Source organism: Bacteroides timonensis, from assembly GCF_000513195.1.
Lineage (GTDB): Bacteria > Bacteroidota > Bacteroidia > Bacteroidales > Bacteroidaceae > Bacteroides > Bacteroides timonensis.
Map to the genome: position 1 here is coordinate 15,727 of NZ_CBVI010000101.1, position 24,358 is coordinate 40,084.

Annotated in this window: 14 protein-coding genes and 1 pseudogene; 14 read left to right on the forward strand and 1 reads right to left on the reverse strand. The window is 47.2% G+C overall.

Annotation, left to right across the window (positions count from 1 at the left end):
* Positions 1-3: 3 nt before the first annotated feature.
* Positions 4-1,656: a SusD/RagB family nutrient-binding outer membrane lipoprotein gene (locus BN161_RS18895; RefSeq protein ID WP_044269324.1), complete on the forward strand. Its 1,653-nt coding sequence runs from the start codon at positions 4-6 to the stop codon at positions 1,654-1,656.
* An 80-nt stretch (positions 1,657-1,736) separates the two neighbouring features.
* Positions 1,737-2,780: a hypothetical protein gene (locus tag BN161_RS18900; RefSeq protein ID WP_044269326.1), complete on the forward strand. Its 1,044-nt coding sequence runs from the start codon at positions 1,737-1,739 to the stop codon at positions 2,778-2,780.
* An 83-nt stretch (positions 2,781-2,863) separates the two neighbouring features.
* Here the strand turns inward: BN161_RS18900 and BN161_RS18905 are convergent, their stop codons facing one another.
* Positions 2,864-3,970, reverse strand: coding sequence for a family 10 glycosylhydrolase (locus BN161_RS18905; protein WP_044269328.1), 1,107 nt, complete (start codon positions 3,968-3,970; stop codon positions 2,864-2,866).
* Positions 3,971-4,148: 178 nt separating this feature from the next.
* On the opposite strand from BN161_RS18905, the gene BN161_RS18910 reads away from it, so the two are divergent.
* The 12 genes and pseudogenes from BN161_RS18910 to BN161_RS18965 all read left to right on the forward strand — a co-directional run bounded on the left by BN161_RS18910 (position 4,149) and on the right by BN161_RS18965 (position 24,315).
* The gene (locus BN161_RS18910; protein WP_044269368.1) at positions 4,149-5,315 is read left to right on the forward strand and encodes an exo-beta-N-acetylmuramidase NamZ family protein; all 1,167 of its coding nucleotides are present in this window, start codon (positions 4,149-4,151) and stop codon (positions 5,313-5,315) included.
* Positions 5,316-5,349: 34 nt separating this feature from the next.
* Entirely contained in the window at positions 5,350-6,798 is a 1,449-nt protein-coding gene (locus BN161_RS18915) for a sodium:solute symporter (RefSeq protein ID WP_044269330.1), read from the forward strand.
* A gap of 22 nt (positions 6,799-6,820) precedes the next feature.
* The gene (locus BN161_RS18920; RefSeq protein WP_044269332.1) at positions 6,821-9,928 is read left to right on the forward strand and encodes a golvesin C-terminal-like domain-containing protein; all 3,108 of its coding nucleotides are present in this window, start codon (positions 6,821-6,823) and stop codon (positions 9,926-9,928) included.
* 14 nt (positions 9,929-9,942) lie between these two features.
* On the forward strand, positions 9,943-11,802 hold the full coding sequence (locus BN161_RS18925) for an outer membrane protein assembly factor BamB family protein (RefSeq protein ID WP_044269335.1): 1,860 nt from the start codon (positions 9,943-9,945) through the stop codon (positions 11,800-11,802).
* 32 nt (positions 11,803-11,834) lie between these two features.
* The gene (locus tag BN161_RS18930; RefSeq protein WP_044269336.1) at positions 11,835-13,298 is read left to right on the forward strand and encodes a glycosyltransferase family 2 protein; all 1,464 of its coding nucleotides are present in this window, start codon (positions 11,835-11,837) and stop codon (positions 13,296-13,298) included.
* Positions 13,299-13,421: 123 nt separating this feature from the next.
* Positions 13,422-14,354, forward strand: a complete 933-nt coding sequence (locus BN161_RS18935; protein WP_044269337.1) for a DUF4922 domain-containing protein — start codon at positions 13,422-13,424, stop codon at positions 14,352-14,354.
* 72 nt (positions 14,355-14,426) lie between these two features.
* Positions 14,427-15,791 (forward strand): SpoIID/LytB domain-containing protein, encoded by a 1,365-nt coding sequence (locus tag BN161_RS18940; protein WP_044269339.1) that lies wholly within the window; start codon positions 14,427-14,429, stop codon positions 15,789-15,791.
* Positions 15,792-15,810: 19 nt separating this feature from the next.
* Positions 15,811-16,317, forward strand: a pseudogene (locus tag BN161_RS31160) (MFS transporter); the annotation flags it as partial.
* Positions 16,318-17,729: 1,412 nt separating this feature from the next.
* Entirely contained in the window at positions 17,730-18,962 is a 1,233-nt protein-coding gene (locus tag BN161_RS18950) for an exo-beta-N-acetylmuramidase NamZ family protein (protein ID WP_044269343.1), read from the forward strand.
* Positions 18,963-19,215: 253 nt separating this feature from the next.
* Positions 19,216-22,188, forward strand: a complete 2,973-nt coding sequence (locus BN161_RS18955) for an FAD-binding and (Fe-S)-binding domain-containing protein (RefSeq protein ID WP_044269344.1) — start codon at positions 19,216-19,218, stop codon at positions 22,186-22,188.
* A gap of 25 nt (positions 22,189-22,213) precedes the next feature.
* Positions 22,214-23,401 carry an acyltransferase family protein gene (locus tag BN161_RS18960; protein WP_044269345.1) on the forward strand — a complete coding sequence of 396 codons (1,188 nt, stop codon included), beginning with the start codon at positions 22,214-22,216 and terminating at the stop codon, positions 23,399-23,401.
* Positions 23,402-23,475: 74 nt separating this feature from the next.
* Positions 23,476-24,315, forward strand: coding sequence for an ATPase (locus tag BN161_RS18965; RefSeq protein ID WP_044269346.1), 840 nt, complete (start codon positions 23,476-23,478; stop codon positions 24,313-24,315).
* Positions 24,316-24,358: the final 43 nt, after the last annotated feature.

A 24,358-nucleotide genomic window follows, 5' to 3' on the forward strand; every position in this document is an offset into this window, starting at 1 on the left:
AAAATGAATAAGTTATTTAAATCCATTATAAGCATTATTGGTCTTTCAATGGCCTTCGCGGGCTGTGTAGGCGATTTTGACGATATGAATACCGATCCCAACAACCCGACACCAGGTTCAGTAGATCCTAAGTTCCAACTGATATTCATACAGGGACGTGGTATTCCGTATGCCAATCAGTGGCAACAGATAGACCAGCTGATGATCAGTACTTTCTGTGAATATTCGGCTAACGACGGACTCTCGGCTTCCGACTATAACATAGACGCACGCTATGTGGACAACATTTGGGAGTTGACTTACACCGTGCTTACCAATGCCAATTCATTAATCCGGGCCAATGAGAGCAACCCTGTTCACAATAATGTCGTTCAGATGGCACGTATCTGGAAAGCGTATGCTATGTTGCGTTTAACGAATTGTATGGGAGATGTACCTTACTCTGAAGCTGCCAACGACATTGATCAGCCTAAGTATGACACTCAGAAGGACATATATTATACCATATTCGAAGAATTGAAAGATGCCGTAAGTAAACTGGATGAGTCGGCTGCCAATAATGTCGGTTCTTATGACCTTATTTATGGTGGTGACGCCACCAAATGGAAGAAATTCGCCAACTCTATCCGCCTACGCATGGCTGTCCGTATCTCCGACGTAGATGCCGCCAAGTCTAAAACAGAAGCCGCAGCTGCCATTTCAGCAGGTGTATTCAGCAGTGACGCTGATGCCGCCTTCCTGACGCAAGGAGAAGATAAATTTGCCCAGAACCCTATTTATTATCATAAAGGTTCTTCGGTGTTGCATATGTCAACGGCTTACAAACGTCTTGTAGAAGGTATCGGTGGACAAGCATGGCCTACCGCAGCCGACCGCGAAGCCAATAAGAATATCACCGAAGTTATTCTTACTGCCAAGAATGCTCCTGCTGTTGTCGATCCTCGCGCTCCGATCCACTTTGAACCCGCAGGTATCATCGAAAGCCCTGCAACTCCAAGCATGAACGGCAATTGGGACGGCACAGATCCAGGACACGTAGCTTCGGGTGTAGGTGCTGCAATGGACAATGGACAGTTTGTCAGCGACTTCTCTAAAATCGGTCCCTGGTATTATGAAACCATTGACAGAAAGTACCCTTTGTTCAAGTACAGCGAACTGTGCTTCCTAAAAGCTATTGCCATCGAACTTGGCCTTGCAAGTGGAGATGCCAAAACAGAATATGAAGCTGGCGTACGTTCAAGTATGACAGAACTGGGAGTTCCGGAAAGCAAAATCGCAAATTATCTGGCTTCAACTTCTCCAAACTATTATGGAACCACAGCCAAGTATGACGATGTTACAGGAACTAACAATACACCTATGGATAAGATTCTTACCCAGAAATACATTGCTCAGTTCCAGGAATGTTCTTTTGAAACTTGGGCAGATCATCGCCAGTTTCACAAACCTACGCTTATGCCATTCGCAAGCGTAAGTTCAAGCGTCTTCAACATGAATCCTTCTGATCAGGCTAATAATACTCCAAACGCTTATATCAAGCGTATCTATTATCCTTCTTCGGAATATACCGTTAACGAAGCTAACGTGAAAGAAGCCGAAAAGCGCATGGGTGGAAGCAACAGCATACAAAATAACCTATGGTGGGATGTTAACTAAAAACTGATTCTTACGAAATGCGTAGTTGAGTAATTCAGCTACGCATTTTGTTATACATATAACCTCTCATCTGAAACAATATGAAAAATATTCTTCTCTTAATTCTTATATGTTGTCTTTCTCTGTCCAATCGGGCACAAGAACAGATGAATCTTTCATCGAAAATATCCGGTAAAGCAATCAAATTACCCGGATTTGTAACCAGTCCTCATTTTGAGGAACAAGTTATCAGCTTTATCCATACTCCAGGAATCAAAGTTCATATAAATGCTCCCGCAGAAACTAAATTCGGAAAGGATAAACCCACAAAACTTGTACTATATGCACTACCGAATGGCAACAGTACAGATTGGACCATCGGGAAAATGCCGGCAGAAGGTGATGACTGGCATTATCATATACAACACATAGGAGCTCAAACACGGTATATCAGAGCTACTGATCCGGAATGTAACTTTATTACGGTTTACCTGGAAGCAGACACCAAAAGCTGGGGAAGTTGGAGAAAAGCTGAACCTACACGGGATCAAAAGATCAAAGAAACAGTAGAGTATATTCTTTCTCTTTTTTCCAAGTATAATCCACATATCGAACTGAACAGCCACAGTGGAGGAGGAAACTTCATTTTCGGTTTTATGGATGCAGTTTCTGAAATTCCGGATTATGTGAAAAGAATCTCTTTCATTGACAGCAATTATAACTGGGATAATGAACGTTACGGAGATAAATTACAAAAATGGCTGGAAGCTTCTCCCGACAATCGCTTATTTGTAGCTTGTTATGATGATGCTAATGCTCTGCTGGATGGAAAGCCATTTGTCTCAAAAACAGGAGGGACCTGGCACAGAACCTATTTAATGCAACGATATTTGAAAAAGAAAATGAAACGTCTGTCATGGAATAAAACCGAAAATGATAGTATTATTTATTTCACGGCTGACAACCGTCGGATTCAGTTTCATTCCCGAAAGAATCCGGAGCAAAAGATTTACCATACAATACTGGTAGAGCGAAATGGCTATATCCAGTCAGTATTCTCCGGCACGAAATACGAGGGAATGGGATATCAGTTCATGGGTAGAAAGGTTTATGACATGTATCGGCAAGATTCAGGGTCCTGGTAGAAGGCAAACTATATTTCTTGAGAGCCTTACTACAGGACCCCGTACTATACAAATTGTCAGTGATGAATCAGTTCCAATGGTAATTACAAATTATATTCCTGATTAATCCTGCTGACCACTTGCAACTTTCCATCCTTCAGCAAAGAACGTGCATTAAAGAAATTCACGCCGTCTGCTCCTGCTTCGATAGATAGTTTTGCAGCTGTATATAGCTCTTCAGCCGTAATATCGGGAACAAATAAACCGGATACATACTTATTCTTATGGAAAGTTTCGCGCAAACCGTTTTCTATGCTAAACGGTATCCATTCAAGGCTTTCCGAATAAAACGACTGATAATTCATCGGGCATACAATATCTATTTTCCAGGTAGGCCAGTCCTGATAAACTGTCATGCGGGCACGAGTGGGATAAGGAAAAACAGCCGCCGAAACCAATTTACCTTCAGAATGGGTCGCTTCTACAATCTCATTCACCAAAGAAGTGACCTCATTCAAACGAAACTGCAACCATTCCGGACTCATCCACGGAGCCTGCAAATCTAACGGAGAGTAACCGAACAGTTTCTTAAACTTTTCTATTGCTACCGGATGATAGCCAAAATCATATTCAGCGCGATAGGTATCTTGCTGAATCTTAAACTTGTATTGTTGTAGGCGTCGTCCCAGTACAGCATCATTATAACGAATAAAATCCAGATGCACAGAAGTCAGTCCTTCCAAAGCTGCATAAGAAGCCGCTTTATCTTTCATATACTGTCGGGCCTCAGGCACAGAAGGACTCAGCCATTTATAATGCTTTACATAAGGGTCATATTCATGACTGTTATAACCTATCCGGTTTACATCAAACCATTCGGGATGCGCCAACGCCGCAGAATCCCCGGGAGCATTCACAGTAAACATCCACGCATGCACTTTTGCACCCTGATAGGACTTGGCAGCCTCAATATAACGCGCCACTTCTTCCGGTGAGCCACACATATAATAATTCTTGATACCGGCCTCATCGAAAGGCTTCATCCAGAGAATCAGAGACTCCACCGTGGCACTTTTATCCACATCGTCCCAGACTCCCAAAGCAACCTTTTGTTCCTGGTTTTGAACTTTCTTTTTTTTACCGGCTGATAATGGCTGAACAGCCAAACTGAAAATGCACGCAAATGCTGCACATAAATAAGTAAATTTCATGATGATGATTTTTTTGGTTCACAGCAAAGATAATATATCTTCTATATAAATAAGGTGAATATCTGATTATTTGCAAATTATTAATTATAATGCTAAAAATAATAAAATAAGTGTTTTTGATATTAAAATAAAATCTATCTTTGTTGCTACGAATATCCCCCTTAACAATAATACTATTATGAAGAAACTTCTGCTACTGATCTTTTTATTGTGTAGTACCTTCTGGTGTCAGGCACAAACAGACCGGGTTATTTTGGGTGACGAACAAACTTCCGAGTATTTTCCCATCCTAAAGGATAAACGGATTGCCATTTTCTCTAATCATACAGGAATGATAGGGGATAAACATCTATTGGATGTCCTTTTAGAAAACAAGTTCAATGTAGTTGCCATTTTCTCACCGGAACACGGATTCCGTGGAAATGCAGATGCAGGCGAGCACGTATCCAGTTCAGTAGACTCTAAAACAGGGGTGCCAATTCTGTCTCTTTATGAAGGGAAGGATAAAAAGCCAAGTAGGGCTTCAATGCAGAAATTTGATATTCTGATAGTAGATATACAGGACGTAGGATTACGTTTTTACACCTATTACATAACGATGTGCCGGCTAATGGATGTCTGTGCGGAATATAACAAGAAAGTTTTGTTATTAGACCGTCCTAATCCGAATGGGCATTATGTAGATGGACCGATTCTGGATATGAAATATAAATCAGGTGTGGGATGGTTGCCGATTCCTATTGTACACGGAATGACATTAGGGGAACTTGCATTAATGATTAATGGAGAAGGTTGGTTGCCTGGTTCACGCAAATGTGATCTGGCAGTGATCAAATGCAAGAATTATACACATCAGACTAAATATCAGCTGCCAATTCCCCCATCTCCTAACTTACCGAACATGAAGTCGATATATCTGTATCCGGCTACATGCTTTTTTGAGGCAACTCCCGTCAGCTTGGGTAGAGGAACTTCACTCCCATTTCAGGTTTATGGACATCCAAATATGACCGGATATAGCTACAGTTTCACCCCAAGAAGTATTCCCGGAGCTAAGAATCCGCCGCAGCTGAATAAACTGTGCCATGGAGTAGACCTAAGCAATATGAGTGATGAAGAAATTTGGAAACGAGGTGTAGATTTATCTTATGTCATCGATGCATATCGTAATCTGAATCTGGATGATCATTTCTTCCGTCCATTCTTTGAATTGCTGGTAGGAAGGGATTATGTACGGAAAATGATAAAAGAAGGAAAAAGTGCCGATGAAATTAAAGCTATGTGGAAAGATGACGTTGAGAAATTCAAGGTGCAACGTAAACCATATCTGCTTTACGAAGAATAAATTCATGTACTATTACAAATCATAAATCAACCCTATGAGCCCGATATCTGTAATCATTACTATTGCCGCTTATTTCGTGATCTTGTTCACTATATCTTATATAGCCGGCAGAAAAGCCGACAATGAAGGCTTCTTTGTTGGTAACCGTAAATCGGCCTGGTATGTTGTGGCATTTGCCATGATTGGGTCCAGCATCTCCGGAGTGACGTATGTATCAGTACCGGGTATGGTGGCTGCCAGTAGTTTCGGCTACCTGCAAATGGTATTGGGATTTGTTGCGGGACAGTTCATCATAGCATTCGTATTGACGCCACTGTTCTACCGGATGAACCTGGTATCCATCTATGAATATCTGGAAAATCGTTTTGGTATGTCTTCCTATCGGACAGGCGCATGGTTCTTCTTCATCTCTAAGATGCTGGGAGCCGCGGTACGTTTGTTCCTCGTATGTCTGACACTTCAACTGCTGGTATTCGAACCGTTTGGATTACCATTTATTTTGAATGTGGCCATTACCGTAGCATTAGTATGGCTCTATACGTTCCGGGGTGGAGTAAAATCTCTAATCTGGACAGATTCACTCAAAACATTCTGCCTGGTGGTATCCGTAGTTCTCTGCATCAGTTATATTGCTTCCGATCTCAATCTGTCGCTGAGCAGTATGATCAGTACAATAGTCAATAGTGACATGTCACGCATCTTCTTCTTTGACGATGTAAACAGTAAACAATATTTCTTCAAACAATTCTTTGCCGGGGCATTCACTATGATTGCCATGACAGGACTGGATCAGGACATGATGCAACGTAACCTCAGCTGCAAGAACTTCAAAGATTCACAGAAAAATATGATTACGAGTGTTATATCACAGTTCTTCGTAATTCTGTTGTTCCTGATGCTGGGAGTATTACTTTACATCTTCGCTGGTAACCAGGGCATTCAGGTAGAAAAGAGCGATGAACTCTTCCCATTGATAGCCACCGGTAACTACTTTCCTGCAATTGTAGGTATCTTGTTTATTATCGGACTTATTTCTTCGGCTTATTCCGCTGCCGGCTCAGCGCTGACAGCTTTAACAACTTCCTTTACAGTGGATATCCTCGGGACAAAAGGCAGGACGGAAGAAGAAATCGTAAAGATACGCAAGCGGGTACATATTGGTATGGCTGTAATTATGGGTATCACGATATTCGTATTCAACCTATTGAATAACACAAGTGTAATCGATGCCGTATATATACTCGCAAGTTACACATACGGCCCCATTCTCGGATTATTCGCATTCGGTATATTCATGAAACAACAGGTTCGCGACAAATATATCCCATTGGTAGCCATCCTCTCCCCTATCCTTTGCTTCATCCTGCAAAAGAATTCGGAAGCCTGGTTCAATGGATATCAGTTCAGCTACGAACTGCTGATATTCAACGCTCTGTTCACGTTTATCGGACTTTGCCTGTTGATCAGAAAAGATAAGAACTAATAATTAACTTAATACATCATCCATGAATGTAAGACTTCATTTTTTGTTCACTTTGCTCACCGCCTCCCTGATCCCCCAGACGGGAGGCGCGCAAGAGCTTCCGACGGATGTCCGCCAGGAAATCGGTAAGTTTCTGGACGCAACCGCACGGAAAGAAGTTTCCGTAGGGCGCATCCGGATTGACTCTGTCGCCATTGAAGAAAATACGTTGCAATTATTCGCTAACATGAACTGTGCATATATTCCTTTCCGAGAAGATAATGTGACAGAGATTTATCAAGGTGTGCAGGCACTGCTTCCGACAGAGTTTTCAAAATACAACCTGCAAATCCGCACAAATAAGCGTAGCATTGAAGAATTAATCCCCCAAGCACTACGCAGCAAAAAGGACAAAAAAGCCAAAACATTCAATCCTGCCGGAACAAAACCTTTAGTAACGGCCCTTTCTACCCCCTATACCCCTACAAATGGCCTAAAGAACCGTCACATTGCCTTGTGGCAGAGTCACGGCTTCTATTATGAGCCCAAACTGACACGTTGGGAATGGCAACGCGCCCGCATCTTCCAGACGGTGGAGGATTTATATACGCAAAGTTATGTACTGCCTTTCCTGGTTCCCATGTTGGAGAATGCAGGAGCTAATGTGCTGATGCCCCGTGAACGGGATAGCCAAATAGCAGAAGTTGTCGTAGACAATGACGGTTGCCTTCACTCCCGTTCCGTTTATACAGAAAAGATAGGCGATAAGAACTGGATGCAAGGTACCGGTGAAGGTTTCGCCCATCTGCGCGATCAATATATCAATTTTGAGAACCCATTCCGTGAAGGAACCTTCCGCACTGTTGAGACGGTGAAAGGTAAGAAGGAGAAAGAAAGTACTGCCGAATGGATTCCTGAACTCCCGTCAACCGGACAGTACGCCGTTTATGTATCCTATAAATCATTGCCAAACAGTACGGATGATGCCCTTTACACCGTTTATCACAAAGGAGGGGTATCCCAATTCAAAGTGAACCAACAGATGGGTGGCGGCACCTGGATTTATCTGGGTACATTTGGTTTTGATGCCGGAAAAAGCGATGCCGGAAAAGTTGTTTTAAGCAATCGTTCTGAGAAAGCCGGACGTATCGTTACCGCTGATGCCGTAAAAATCGGAGGTGGTATGGGAAATATGGCCCGCCGTATCTCTGATGCAGGTGCCACAGAGAATATTAAAAGTTCTCAAGCTACAGGAGCTACGAGCTACGAGCTACAAGCTACAAGTGCTATGCAGCATGACGGCGCAGCCAACTCGTCACTCGTAGCTCGTAGCTCGTCACTATATGAGATAAGCGGTTATCCCCGTTTCTGCGAGGCAGCACGCTACTGGCTTCAATGGGCAGGTATTCCGGACAGTGTTTATTCCGACAGCCAGGGTAAGAATGACTATACGGATGATTACAAATGTCGTGGTATCTGGGTGAATTACCTTGCCGGTGGTTCTGCGGTTAACCCGACAGAACAAGGACTGAATATCCCGGTAGATATGGCTTTCGCCTTCCATTCAGATGCAGGAACTACGCTAAACGATTCCATCATCGGAACACTGGGTATCTACTATACCAACGTCTACAATGAAGAATATGCCAACGGAGCATCCCGCTATCTGGCACACGACATGACAGACCTGATTCAGTCAAATATCGTACGGGATATCCGCAGTCTATACGAACCGGATTGGACACGCCGCGGTATGTGGAACCAATCCTACTACGAAGCACGCGTTCCCCGTGTACCCACTATGTTGCTGGAATTACTTTCTCACCAGAACTTTGCAGACATGCGTTATGGTTTAGATCCACGCTTCCGTTTTACGGTAAGCCGTGCAATCTATAAAGGTATGCTGCAATTCATTTGCTCGCAATACCACATGGACTATATCGTTCAGCCGTTGCCTGTCGACAATATGGCATTGAAAATGATAGGCGAGAATGAAATAGAACTGACCTGGCAACCCGTAGCCGACCCACTGGAGCCAACGGCAAATGCTGAGAAATACATTGTTTATACTCGCATCGGAGATGGCGATTTCGACAATGGCGTGTTGGTAGATAAGAATGCCTATCGCACCGCCCTCCCTGCCGGCATGGTATGCAGTTATAAAGTAACCGCCGTGAACAAGGGTGGAGAAAGTTTCCCGTCCGAAATACTCTCTGCAGGACGCGCTTTCAACGAGAAAGGAACAGTACTCGTAGTAAACGGCTTCGACCGCATCAGTGCTCCGGCAGATTTTGTCGCACCTGTTCCCGGAGATACTTTACTTGCCGGTTTCTTAGATGATCTGGACCACGGCGTACCTTATCTGAAAGATATCAGCTACATTGGTAAGATGAAAGAATACCGCCGTTCCATTCCATGGATGGACGACGATGCTTCCGGCTTCGGCGACAGCTATGGCAATTACGAAGATAAAGTAATCGCCGGAAACACATTCGATTATCCCTCTATTCATGGAGCCGCCATTTTGAAAGCCGGATATTCTTTCATATCTTGCAGCGATGAAAGTGTGGAAAATAAAACAATGAACCTGAACGACTATAAGTATGTAGACCTGATATTAGGTAAAGAATGTCAGACCAAAATGGGACGTGGCGGCGTGAAGCCGTTAGAGTTCAAAACATTCAGCCAACCTATGCAGGAAGCTATCACCGCATATTGCGGACAAGGCGGAAACATCTTCGTCTCGGGCGCTTATGTAGGAACCGACCTTTGGGACAATCGTCTTGCCCCGGCTCAGGAGTCCGATAAGAAATTTGCAACAGAAGTCCTGAAATATAAGTGGCGCGTGGGGCAGGCAGCTACAGAGGGTAAGGTGAAATGTGTAGCTTCACCGTTCCCCGCCCTTTCAGGCAACTATACATACCATAATGAACTGAATGCAGACAGCTATGTAGTAGAATCACCGGATGCCATCGAACCTGCAACGAAAGATGCATACACCATAATGCGCTATTCGGAAAACAACCTGAGCGCCGGAGTAGCTTACAAAGGCGACTACAAGACTTGCATACTGGGCTTTCCGTTCGAAGCATTGCGCACCTCTTCTGAAAGAGAAGCGTTAATGCGCACCATCCTGACATTTTTTAATTAAACCAATCATCATCTATGAAGCGAAGACTTTTAATAATGTTCCTGTTGGGGTGTCTGCTACCGTTCGCGGTACAGGCACAACATGACACATTCCGTTTTGCGCAAATAACGGATATCCATTTCAGCCCCAACAACCCCAACCCGACGGAAGACTTACTACGTTCCGTCGCGCAAATAAATGCGACAGACAGTATCGACTTTGTTTTAGTTACGGGCGACATCACCGAAGAGGGCGACCGTGCCACTATGCTGAAAGTTAAAGAGACATTGGATTTACTGAAAGCGAAGTATTACGTGATCCTCGGTAACCATGAAACCAAATGGAGCGACTCCGGTTGTACTGCCTTCGGTGAGATTTTCGGCGGCGAACGCTTTGAATTCGAGCATAAAGGCATCCTGTTTCTGGGTTTCAACTCCGGCCCGTTGATGCGTATGGCTTACGGACATGTCGTTCCGCAGGACATCCGTTGGATGACGGAAGAAATGGATAAGTTTGGAAAAGACAAACCGGTTATACTCGTCACACACTATCCGTTACTGGACGGAGATGTTGATAACTGGTATGAAGTAACAGATGCAGTGCGCCCCTATAACATTCGTTTGTTCATCGGCGGTCACTATCACCGTAACCGGGATTTGCGTTATGATGGCATTCCGGGTATTTTGATGCGCAGCAACCTGCGTGATAAAGATGGAAAACCGGGATATGGCATCTATGATATAACGAAAGATTCGATCCTCGTCTACACTCAACGCATCAGCGAACCGAAAAAGCAATGGGCTGCTTTCTCGCTGACTCAGCCCTATTATGATCGTAATGGAAAAGCAGAGAAATACCCCGACTTTTCAGTCAACACAGAATACCCGAATGTGAAAGAACAGTGGATAGTGCAAACCGGTGCAGGTATCTATTGTTCGCCTGCAATAGAAAAAGACAAAGTGTTCGTCGGAGACGATATGGGGTACCTGACTTGCTATGCCTTGAAGAATGGAAAGAAACTGTGGAATTTCCAGTCCGGTAAGCGCATTGTAGGCACTCCGGCTGCGGCAGATGGTATAGTAGTATTCGGTTCTGCCGACCGTAACATCTACGGCCTGAACAGTAAAGACGGAAAACTGCTATGGACTGTAAAAGCAAAAGACCCGGTACTGGGTGCGGTAACCGTTGAAAATGGAATTGCCTACATTGGTGCCAGCGATTCTACTTTCCGTGCTATTGATATCCATACAGGTAAAGTGATCTGGGCATATACCGGTGTGAAAGGATACATTGAAACCAAACCACTGGTAACAGCCGACAAAGTGATCTTCGGTGCCTGGGACAATACCCTCTATGCATTGAATAAGGCAGACGGCAAGGAATTATGGAAGTGGACAGGCGGTTTAACGCGCATGCACTTCTCACCCGCAGCCGTATGGCCGGTAGCCGCAGAAGGCAAAGTATTTATCACTGACCCGCAACGTGCCATGACGGCTATCAATATAGAAAACGGAGAAACTGTGTGGCGCACTTTCCAGTCTATGGTACGTGAAACGATTGGCCTGTCGGAAGATGGAACGCGTGTATTCAGCAAGACCATGAACGACAGTATTGTCTGCTATGCCACACAGGGAGATCAACCCCGCGAATTATGGGTAAGCAACGTCGGCTTCGGATACGAACATGCACCCTCCATGCAAGTGGAAAAGGGAGGCGTAATGTTCGGCAGTACCAAGGAAGGACTGATCTTTGCTTTGGAAGCCCAAACCGGTAAAGTCTTGTGGAAACATAAGATAGGTAACTCACTGATCAGTACCGTAGTGCCGCTGAACGGGCGACAGGTATTGTTCACAGCTACCAGTGGCGAAGTGGGACTGCTACGAATTAAGAATTAAAGAATTAATAATTAAAAGCAATATAGGACATTATGAATAAAATCAATTGTTTCGTTCCTTTTTCAGGAGCTGCACAAGCGGAAAAGACAGTAAAAGGCCTGCAAGAAACCGGCTTAGTGAATAACATTTATCTGCTCGCCCTACCGGACGTTACAGAAAACCTGCCCGGATGCAGTACCCTGCACATGCAATCCATCCAGTCCAGTGCGGCCATAAGAGACATAGCCGGACATAGCAATGCAGAATATACGCTGATCTATACAAAATATACAACGCTCGAACTGGGTTTATTCGCCCTGGATCGTATGATACACATTGCTGAAGACAGCGGTGCAGGCATGGTATATGCTGACCGCTACCAGGTAAAGGAAGGCAAGCAAACCAATGCCCCGGTGATCGATTATCAATTCGGCTCATTGCGCGATGATTTCGACTTCGGTTCCGTACTGTTATTCCGTACGGATGCATTCAAGGAGGCCGCTGCCCGCATGAATGAAGACGAATATAAATTTGCCGGGCTTTATGACCTTCGCCTGAAAGTAAGCCAGAACGAAAGTCTGGTACACATCAATGAGTATCTGTACAGCGAAATCGAAGACGATACCCGCAAGAGCGGTGAGAAGATATTCGATTACGTGGATCCCAGAAACCGTGACCGCCAAATTGAAATGGAACAGGCTTGTACCGAGCATCTGAAAGAAATCGGCGGCTATCTGGTACCCGAATTCAAACAGATAGAATTCTCAGCAGGCAACTTCGAGTACGAAGCTTCGGTTATCATCCCCGTACGCAATCGTATCCGTACCATCCGCGATGCCATCCATTCGGTATTGAAGCAGAAGACCGACTTTAAGTTCAACCTGATTATCATCGACAACCACTCTACGGACGGGACCACAGAAGCTATTGACGAATTCAAGAACGACGAACGCCTCATCCACATCATCCCCGAACGCAATGACCTGGGCATTGGCGGTTGCTGGAATATGGGGGTGCATCATCCCAAGTGCGGTAAATTCGCTGTACAACTGGACAGCGATGATGTATACAAGGATGAAAACACACTGACTATCATGGTTCGCGCTTTCTATGAACAGAATTGTGCCATGGTGGTGGGTACCTATATGATGACGGACTTCAATATGAACATGATTGCTCCGGGTATTATCGACCACAAAGAATGGACACCCGAGAACGGACGCAACAACGCACTCCGCATCAACGGTCTGGGCGCTCCGCGTGCTTTCTATACTCCGGTACTGCGTGAAGTGAAAGTTCCGAACACCAGCTATGGTGAAGACTATGCACTGGGATTGAACTTCTCCCGCCAATACCAGATCGGCCGTGTGTATGACGTAGTTTACCTGTGCCGCCGCTGGGAAGACAACTCGGATGCTTCACTGGATATCGTGAAAATGAATGGTCATAATCTGTATAAAGACCGCATCCGTACCTGGGAGCTCCAGGCACGTGTGGCAATGAACCAAAAGAGGTGATAATCGCGCGCGTCGCGTCAACCTCCTGACGGGACTCGCTACAGCCTCCTGACAAAGTGCGCTACAGCCACCTGTAGCGAATCGCTCACAACTGTTCATTTATAATATAGATAATACAACCTTATGAATCAGACTATAAACGACCTCCTGACCAGCCAACTTGCCTCCTGGGAAACGGCACGTAATAACTATGCCGCCCTCAGCGGTGTGCAGGTGAAGGAACTGGATGTAAACGGCATTCCTTATAAGGTACAGTTCAATCCTGCACGTATCGTTTCTTCGGGAGCTAAAGTAGATGCCCAGTCCATCAAGGAACGCAAATGCTTCCTCTGCCCGGCCAATTTACCGCCGGTGCAGAAAGGGATTCCGTTCGAAGGACATTATTATATCCTGGTCAATCCGTTCCCCATCTTTCCCCGCCACCTGACGATACCGGAAGTGGCACACGTGAACCAACGCATAGCTGTCCGTTTCAAGGATATGCTGGCATTGGCACAGACGTTAACGGATTACACGATATTCTATAATGGTCCCAAGTGCGGTGCCTCCGCCCCCGACCATGCTCACTTCCAGGCAGGCAACAAAGGTTTCATGCCTATTGAAAAGGACTGGCGCGGACAGGTAGCAGGCAAAGTGGCAGATTACGGTGAAGCTACCCTCTGGTACTTGAATGACGCTCCCCGTGCAACATTGGTCATCGAAGCAGCCAATAAGAAACATGCTGCCGCCCTGTTCGATATCATTTACCACTCACTGGATATCAAACCGGGAGATGACGAACCGATGATGAATGTATTGGCATGGTATGAAGATGAGAAATGGATCGTATGCGTATTTCCACGTGAGAAGCACCGTCCGGCTTGCTATACAGCCGAAGGAGATGCCAATTTATTGAGTAGTCCTGCATCCGTAGACCTCGGCGGAGTGTTTATCACACCGGTCGAAAAAGACTTTCTCAAGATCACAGCCGAAGATATAGCCCAGATCCTGAGTGAGGTATCGCTTTCTGCCGAAGACTTCCATCGGGTGCGTCAGCGTATTAAAGAGAAGATATAGTTAATGATACTATTTGAGCTCTCCTTCTCTTGGGAATCTGAGATAGTAATGCAATATAACACTTAAATAAGTATGAAAGAGCCCAAAGTACACGTAGGCATATTGTTCGAGCCGCAAATAGAGTTTATCCTGCTGAATCCGTACCACATCAACGGTATGGAAATCAGTGGTAAGCAGGTTGTGACCTACAACGAAGGCAGGATACTGTGGAACGGACGCCTTTATGACGAGCTTCTATTTGAACCTGTAAACGAAGCCACCGACGCTTTCGAACTGCTCGATGTCACCATCGGCATCAACTTCCACTGGGAGCGTAAAGAAGACCAACGCTTCCTGGGTTCCCTGAAGATTATTGTGGAGAACAAGAAGCTGACAGGTATCAATGTTATTCACGTAGAAGATTACCTGACCAGCGTAATCTCCAGTGAGATGAGCGCAACGGCTTCATTAGAGCTGTTGGAGGCACATGCCGTGATTTCACGAAGCTGGCTTTTGGCTCAGATTCATAAGAACAAGGAGATTACGGAAAGCCAGGCAGAATATTCCGCTTTCACCCAGACAGATGAAGAGTTAATCCGTTGGTACGACCGTGAAGACCACACCCGTTTCGACGTCTGTGCAGACGATCATTGCCAGCGTTACCAAGGCATTACCCGTGCCTCCACTGAAATCGTAAAGCAAGCCATCGCTGCCACCCGCGGACAAGTATTGATATCTGACGGTAAGATATGCGATGCCCGCTTCTCCAAATGCTGCGGCGGTGCATTCGAAGAATTCCAGTATTGCTGGGAAGATACGCCCCATCCGTATCTCCGGAAACAACGCGACTTCCGCATCTTCAATCCCAAAACCTGCGACCTCAGCTTTGAAGCTACCCGACCTGGTGGAGGATTACCCGACCTGACGGATGAACAGGAAGCGGAAACATGGATTCGTACCTCTCCACCGGCCTTCTGCAACACCACAAATAAGAGAATCCTTTCGCAGGTGCTGAACAATTACGACCAGGAAACCACCGACTTCTATCGCTGGAAAGTAGTTTACACCCAGGAAGAGCTTTCCGCACTGATCCTGAAACGTTCCGGCATCGATTACGGGCAAATCATTGATCTTGTTCCTATCGCCCGTGGAACTTCAGGTCGCCTCTGGAAACTGAAAATCGTAGGAACCAAGAAGACGCTCACCATCGGTAAAGAGCTGGAAATACGCCGCACGCTGTCCACCTCCCACCTGTACAGCTCCGCATTCATAGTAGATAAGGAAGACGTCTCTCCCGAAGGCATCCCCGCCCGTTTCATCCTTACCGGAGCAGGCTGGGGGCACGGTGTAGGACTATGCCAGATCGGTGCCGCCGTTATGGGCGAACAAGGCTATAAGTATGACGCGATACTGCTGCACTATTACATAGGTGCAAGTATCGAGAAGCTATATGAATAAACAGAAATAAGAAAATACCATGAAACAATCTACCAAGAAAACCAGTCCGTGGGCATGGATACCTACCCTGTACTTTGCACAAGGTTTGCCCTACGTAGCCGTGATGACCATTTCCGTCATCATGTACAAGCGTTTGGGAATATCCAACACGGATATCGCTCTCTACACCGGTTGGCTCTACCTGCCATGGGTAATTAAGCCTTTCTGGAGTCCATTTGTCGACTTGATCAAGACTAAACGGTGGTGGACCGTCGTCATGCAATACATCCTTGCCTTTGCATTGGCAGGCATTGCATTTTCCATCCCCACTCCCTTCTTTTTCCAGTTGACACTGGCAGTATTCTGGATAGTGGGCTTCACCTCCGCAACTCATGACATTGCGGCGGATGGATTCTATATGCACGCCCTGACGGAACATGAACAATCGCTCTATGTGGGCATCCGAAGCACATTTTACCGTATTGCCACGGTAGCCGGACAAGGCTTGCTGGTCATCATTGCGGGATTGATTGAAACCGGAACCGGTCTCGAACCCGCCATGTTGCAAGTTCAAGTCTCACCCGCTTACACTAACACCCTGACCTTGCCCGACTTTGAGGATACGAATATCGACACACAAAAAGAAGCCTATTTCGTATATACCTCTCCGATAGTACAAGCGGGTGTCACCGCTGCCGCCGATAATGATTCGGTAGATATAAAGACACAGATTGCCGAATTGGAAAAGGCTGTCAAAGCATCCAACATAGCCAATCACTTCGTTCCGGCCGAGGAAGCCAAAGAAGGCGATGCCACCGTAAAAGCGGAGAAAAAGGAGAGCACTTTCACCGCATGGGTACGTGAAACTTTCGGCGAGAAGCGCGAAGTAGCCGAAGGTGCTGTTGATAACGTTGCCATAGTAGGCGTACGCCTGTCCAAGCAGCCATCTGCCGATGAAACCAAGATATTGAATGTCACCTTCAAAGACGGTGACCAAAGTATCAAACTGGAACAGAACAGCCTTTCCACCCGGTTCGAGTTCACTGCCGAGAATTGGGACAAGCCCGCCTACCTACTGTTCAGAATAGATCATAAGATTAAGAACGAGACTTCCGCTACCTTCGAAGGTGCATCCGGTAACATTCCGTTTGCCTGGTTGATAGTATTCATCGTACTGTCCGGATTCTTCTTCGCGGTGAGTATTTACCACAACTGGATATTGCCGAAACCCGCATCCGACCGTCCGTCGAAAGACGTTACCGCCCAGAATCTGATGAAGGAATTCTTCGATACTTTCAAGAGCTTCTTCACCAAACCGCAGGCAGGAGTCGCTATCCTCTTTATGTTGCTCTATCGTCTACCGGAAGCACAGCTCGTGAAGCTGATCAATCCTTTCCTTCTGGACCCAATAGACAAAGGCGGACTGGGACTGACTACCGGACAAGTTGGTTTCGTCTATGGTACTATCGGTATCATCGGACTGACAATTGGCGGTATCATTGGCGGTCTTGTTGCTGCACGGGGCGGATTGAAGAAGTGGTTATGGCCAATGGCATGGAGCATGTCCCTTACCTGTCTGACATTCATTTATCTGAGTTATGCACAGGATCACTCGTTGCTGACAGTCAACATCTGTATCTTCATCGAACAGTTCGGCTATGGTTTCGGCTTCACAGCTTATATGCTGTATCTGATTTATTTCTCGGAAGGCGAGCACAAAACTGCCCATTACGCCATCTGCACCGGATTCATGGCACTGGGAATGATGTTGCCCGGAATGGCTGCCGGATGGTTACAGGAAACCATCGGTTACCGCCACTTCTTCGTATGGACCATTATCTGTTGCGCCGCTACCATCGGAGTATGTGCATTCATCAAGATAGATCCGAGCTTCGGAAGGAAAAAAGAAGAGTGATAACAAGTGATAAGTGGTAAGCAAGAAATCATAAATTATAAATCATGAAGAAGTATATTCTCCTCTGTGTCCTCTGCGTCCTCTGTGGTGCATCGCAGGCACAAAAGATTCGGATAAAGACAGGCATCGAAGTCCTGAAAGACCAGAACTTCAAGTGTCTGGAAGGCAAACGCGTAGGTCTGATTACCAACCCTACCGGAGTGGATAATCAGATGAAATCCACCATCGACATTCTGCATGAAGCACCGAACGTGAATCTGGTCGCTCTCTTCGGCCCGGAGCACGGGGTTCGTGGTGACGTGCATGCCGGCGACCACGTGACGGACATCCGCGATGCCACCACCGGACTGCCCGTATATTCCCTTTACGGCAAAACCCGCAAGGCTACGCCGGAGATGCTGAAAGACATTGACGCATTAGTCTACGATATCCAGGACATCGGTTGCCGTTCATTCACCTATATCAGTACAATGGGGCTGGCTATGGAAGCAGCGGCCGAAAACGGTAAAGAATTTATCGTATTGGACCGCCCCAACCCGGTAGGCGGACTCAAGATAGAAGGCAATCTGGTAGAAGATGATTGCATTTCCTTTGTCAGTCAGTTCAAGATTCCGTACCTTTACGGGCTGACTTGCGGCGAGCTGGCATTGATGCTGAACGGAGAACGGATGATGGCGGCACCGTGCAACCTGCACGTTGTGAAGATGAAAGGCTGGAAACGCAAGATGGACTATGCACAGACGGGGTTACAATGGGTACCCTCTTCTCCGCATATCCCTCATCCGCACTCGGCCGTGTTCTATCCGGTAAGCGGCATTCTGGGTGAACTGGGATACATGTCCATCGGAGTAGGCTATACGATACCGTTCCAAATGTTTGCCGCACAGTGGGTAGAAGCGGAAAAACTGGCGGAACGTCTGAACGCATTGAACGTGCCGGGTGTTAAGTTCAGGCCGATGTATCTGAAACCCTTCTACTCCGTAGGTAAGGGCGAATTGCTGCAAGGCGTACAGGTACACATCATGGATGTGCAGAAAGCCCCGCTGAGCGACATCCAATTCCTGGTGATGCAGGAAATCGCAGCGCTCTATCCCGACCGTGCCGTATTTGAGCATGCCGACAAGGGACGTTTCCGCATGTTCGACATGGTAAGCGGCTCGGAAGAGATACGCAAGCGGTTCTCACAGCGCAACCGGTGGGAAGATGTGCGCGACTATTGGTATAAGGATGCTGACGACTTCCGCCGGTTGTCGAAGAAGTACTACCTGTACAAGTAGGGAACAGTAAACGCTTCTTACACCCGAAGAGGCCATAAAGACATACGTATGTCACCCCTCATGAGATACGTATGTCAGGAGGTATGAGGTACTGTAGGTCATGGGTCATGAGATACGTATGTCATGAGTGGTGAGATACGTATCTCACCACAGGTGACATCGGGGCGACATCAGAGCAGCCCCACAGCACACCCTGGCAGGGGTACAGGCAAAAGAGGGAAAGAATGATAAGGAAAAGAAAGGCGAAAACACTATGGTAAAAAGTAGCTACACTTCGTTTTTGCGGGAAATAAGGGGACTTATTCCGCAAGATAGGATATACACCGACGAACTGCGCCGGTTAGCATGGGGAACAGATGCGGGTTTCTACCGTCTGATCCCACAAATCGTGATTCGTTCCAACAGCGAAGAGGAAATCTCCGACCTGTTGAGACTTGCCGACCGTTACAGCCTGCCAGTAACGTTTCGTGCCGCAGGAACCAGTTTGTCGGGACAAGCCATTAGTGACTCTATCCTGATCGTAGCCGGAAAGCACTGGGAGAAGTACAGCATTTCTCCCGATCATGAACAGATCACCCTGCAACCAGGCATCATCGGCCAGCGGGTCAACGAGATTCTCGCACCCTACGGACGTAAGTTTGCTCCGGACCCGGCAAGCGTGAAATCGGCCATGGTAGGCGGCATCGTGATGAACAACGCCTCGGGCATGAATTGCGGCACACATGCCAATAGTGACAAAGTGCTTCTCTCCGCCCGCATCGTATTGGCGGATGGCACCGTGCTGGATACGGGGGACGACATTTCACGTGCCGCCTTCGAAGCCACCCACCCCGATTTCCTTAACCGCATCTGCGAACTGCGCGACCGGATACGTGCCAACGAAGAACTCGCCGCACGCATCCGCTACAAATATTCCATCAAGAACGTAACCGGACTGAATCTCCTGCCATTCGTCCGCTTCGACGACCCGTTCGATATTATTGCCCATCTGATGGTAGGCTCGGAAGGCACGCTTGCGTTCCTTTCCCAGATTACCATGCGCACCGAGTACGACTATCCGCACAAGGCAAGCGCCATGCTCTACTTTACCAGTATCAAGGATGCTTGCCGGGCGGTGGTGGCGATGAAGGAGCTTAAAAATGAAGAATTCTTCATTCCTCATTCTTCATTCATTGTGAAGGGTGCCGAGTTACTGGACTACAAGAGTCTTTCTTCCGTAGACGACCCCATATATATAAGGTATAAGCAAGAAGTCTCCGATCCCTCCGGCCTCACCGCCGTGCTGACCGAGACCAAAGCCCGCACCCGCGAGGAACTGGAACAGAATATCTCAGTGATCGAAGAGTGTCTGAAACCTTTCAGCACCTACATCCCCGTACACTTCACCGACCGGCCGGAAGAATATTCCAAGTATTGGGCCATCCGCTCAGGCATATTCCCATCCGTAGGCGGTACACGCCAACCCGGCACTACCTGCCTCATCGAGGACGTAGCCTTCCACATCGAAGACCTGCCCGAAGCCACCGCCGACCTGCAACAGCTCATCGCCCGCCACGGCTACGATGATGCCTGCATCTACGGTCATGCTCTGGAAGGTAACTACCACTTTATCCTGAATCAATCCTTCAGTACCGACACCGAAGTAAAGCGCTACGAGGACCTGATGAATGACGTAAAGACTCTGGTAGTCGATAAATACGACGGTTCGCTGAAAGCCGAACATGGCACCGGACGCAACATGGCCCCCTTCGTGAAATATGAATGGGGAGAGGCAGCTTTTGAAGCCATGAAGGCAGTCAAGCAGTTGTTCGACCCGAAAGGGCTGCTCAATCCGGGAGTTATCTTCAATGATGACCCGCAATGCCACATCAAAAACTTCAAACCGTTGCCGTTGTTACGAGCTACAAGCTACGAGCTACAAGCTACGAGTACCATGCAGAATGATAGCGCAGCACTGGTAGCTCGTCGCTCGTCGCTCGTAGCTCTTTCAACTGACAAGTGCATCGAGTGTGGCTTCTGCGAAGTGAACTGCCTGTCGTGCGGCTTTACCCTTTCTTCGCGCCAGCGCATTGTACTGCAACGGGAAATATCACGTCTGAAACAAAGCGGTACAGACCTGGAACGTCTGTCTCTACTCGAAAAACAATACCGCTACCCGGGCAATCAAACTTGCGCAGGAGACGGACTATGCTCCATGTCCTGCCCGATGAATATCAATACAGGCGACCTGACCCATATCATCCGCCAGGAAGCACTGCCGAAAGGCAGCCTCGGATATAAAGCAGGAGATTTCGTAGCCAATCACTTCGCTGGTGTTAAGAGTAGTCTGCGCCCCGTTTTATCATTAGCCAATTTCGGACACTCCGTATTGGGAACCAAAGCCATGAGCAGCATTACGAAAGGAATGCACAATGTATTGGGCGTGCCTTTGTGGACGCCTGCCATGCCAAAATCCTATAGGATGAGGAATGAAGAATTAATTCCTCATTCTTCATTAAACAAAGTCGTTTATTTCCCCAGCTGCATCAACCAAACCATGGGCCTCCCGAAGCACTCCCCCGTGGAACAACCTTTGGTAAACAAGATGATCTCCCTCTTGCAAAAAGGCGGTTACGAAGTCATCTTCCCAAAGGAGATGGATAAGCTCTGCTGCGGCACCATCTGGGAAAGTAAAGGTATGCTCGACATTGCCGATCGCAAAGCCGCCGAACTCGAAGCCGCCCTTTGGGAAGCCAGCGAGCAAGGCAAATTCCCTATCCTCTGCGATCAGAGCCCCTGCCTGCACCGCATGCGCGAAACCATTCAAAAGATGAAGCTCTACGAACCTGCAGAATTCATCTACACCTTCCTGCGGGACAAACTGGTCTTCACGCAGACCGACCGCCCCGTAGCAGTACACATCACCTGCTCCATGCGCCGAATGGGGCTGGCAGATACGATTGTCTCCCTGGCAAAACTTTGTTCCACGCATGTCTTCGTACCCGAAGAAGTAGGCTGCTGTGGTTTTGCCGGCGACCGTGGATTCACCTATCCCGAACTGAATTCCTATGCCTTGCGCAAACTCCGTCCGCAGATAGAAGCATCCGGCATCACCATCGGCTACTCCAACAGTCGTACCTGCGAAATAGGACTGACTACCAACTCTGGTATCCCCTATGTCTCTATCGCCTATCTCGTAGACCAATGCACGAAGAGCGTGAAAGCTGAAGCAACTGATAACTTATAACTAATAACTTAACACACTTATTACAATGAACAGTCAGACTAAGACAAACAAGCGCATTCTTGCCCTCGACATCCTTCGCGGTGTCACCATTGCGGGCATGATTATGGTGAACAACCCCGGCACTTGGGGACATATATATGCCCCCCTGCGCCACGCTGAGTGGAATGGCCTCACCCCCACCGACCTCGTCTTCCCCTTCTTCATGTTCATCATGGGTATCTCTACCTATATCTCCCTGAAGAAGTACAACTTCGAGTTCAGTCATGCAGCCGCCCTGAAGATATTGAAGCGTACCATTATCATCTTCCTGATCGGACTTGCCATCGGCTGGTTCTCCAGATTCTGTTACTACTGGGCAGGCTCCCATGAAGGTCTCAGCTTCGGGGAACAACTCTGGGCATCCGTCTGGACTTTCGACCGCATCCGTATCCTGGGTGTCATGCAGCGTCTGGCCCTTTGCTACGGCGCTACCGCTATCATTGCGCTGACCATGAAACACCGTCATATCCCTTATCTCATTGCCACATTGCTGGTAGGCTACTTCATCCTGCTGATGTGTGGCAACGGATTTGCTTACAACGAAACCAATATCCTCTCCATAGTGGACCGTGCCATCCTCACCCCCGCACACATGTACAAGGACAACGGCATTGATCCCGAAGGTCTTTTAAGCACCATCCCCTCCATTGCCCACGTATTGCTGGGCTTCTGCGTGGGTCGCATGATGCTGGACAGCAATAAAGCCGAGAGCCGCGAAGCGTTACTAAACTCTCACCTGATCAAATTATTCCTGGTTGGTGCCATTCTTACTTTTGCAGGCTTCCTGCTGAGCTACGGTTGTCCTATCAACAAGAAAATCTGGTCTCCCACCTTCGTTCTCACCACTTGCGGACTGGCCTCCAGTTTCTTGGCACTGCTCATCTGGATCATCGACGTAAAAGGATACAAGAAATGGTGTACTTTCTTCGAGGCTTTCGGTGTCAACCCCCTGTTCATGTACGTTCTGGGTGGAGTACTAAGTATCCTGTTCGGCAGCATCAGCTTCCCTTGGGGTGATGGCAGCATCAGCATACACGGATTCTTATACAAGATCGTTCTTATGCCGATATTCGGTGAGACAGGCGGTTCACTGGCCTACGCACTGCTCTTTGTAGCCATCAACTGGTGCATCGGCTATCAATTGTATAAACGGAAGATATATATCAAGATATAGGAGGTAAAGGAGATACAGGAGATAACTCCTCTAACTCCTTAAAACAACAAGTAAATAATTAAACTTAAAACGATATGATATTAATAGCAGACAGTGGCTCTACAAAAACCGATTGGTGTGTTGTAGAGAAAGGTAAACTCATCCAGCAGATTTCTACGAAAGGTACCAACCCTTTCTTTCAGTCGGAAGAGGAGATCAGTAATGAAATTGCGACAGCGCTGCTGCCCCAGTTAACGACCCATGCCTTCAACGCTGTGTACTTTTATGGTGCCGGCTGTGGCTTCCCCGACAAAATTGCCATGGTACACCGTGCCATTATCCAGCATCTCCAGGTTTCGGGCGACGAAGTGGAAGTAAATACGGACATGCTTGCCGCCGCTCGCGGACTTTGCGGACACGAACCGGGCATAGCCTGCATCATGGGCACAGGTTCCAACTCGTGTTACTACGACGGCAAACACATTGGTGCCAACGTCTCTCCCCTGGGTTTCATTCTTGGCGACGAAGGTAGCGGTGCTTGCCTGGGTAAGTTGCTGGTAGGTGATATTCTGAAAAATCAGATGACTCCGGAACTGAAAGAGAAGTTCCTCAAGCAGTTCAATCTGGAACCGGCAGACATCATCGACCGTGTATACCGTAAACCTTTCCCGAACCGCTTCCTGGCAAGCCTGTCTCCATTCCTCGCTCAGAATCTGGACGAGCCTTGCGTGCGCACGCTGGTGCTAAACAGTTTCAAGGCTTTCCTGAAAAGGAACGTCATGCAATACGATTATCAGCATAGCAAGGTACATTTCATCGGCTCCGTAGCATTCCATTATAAGGAGGTACTTGCCGAGGCCGCACAGGAAATGGGCGTTCAAATAGGCACCATCCTCCAGAGCCCCATGGAAGGCCTGATTAGCTACCATAGCTAATCACCCCAGCCCCCCATAAATCATAAATTATAAATCATAAATC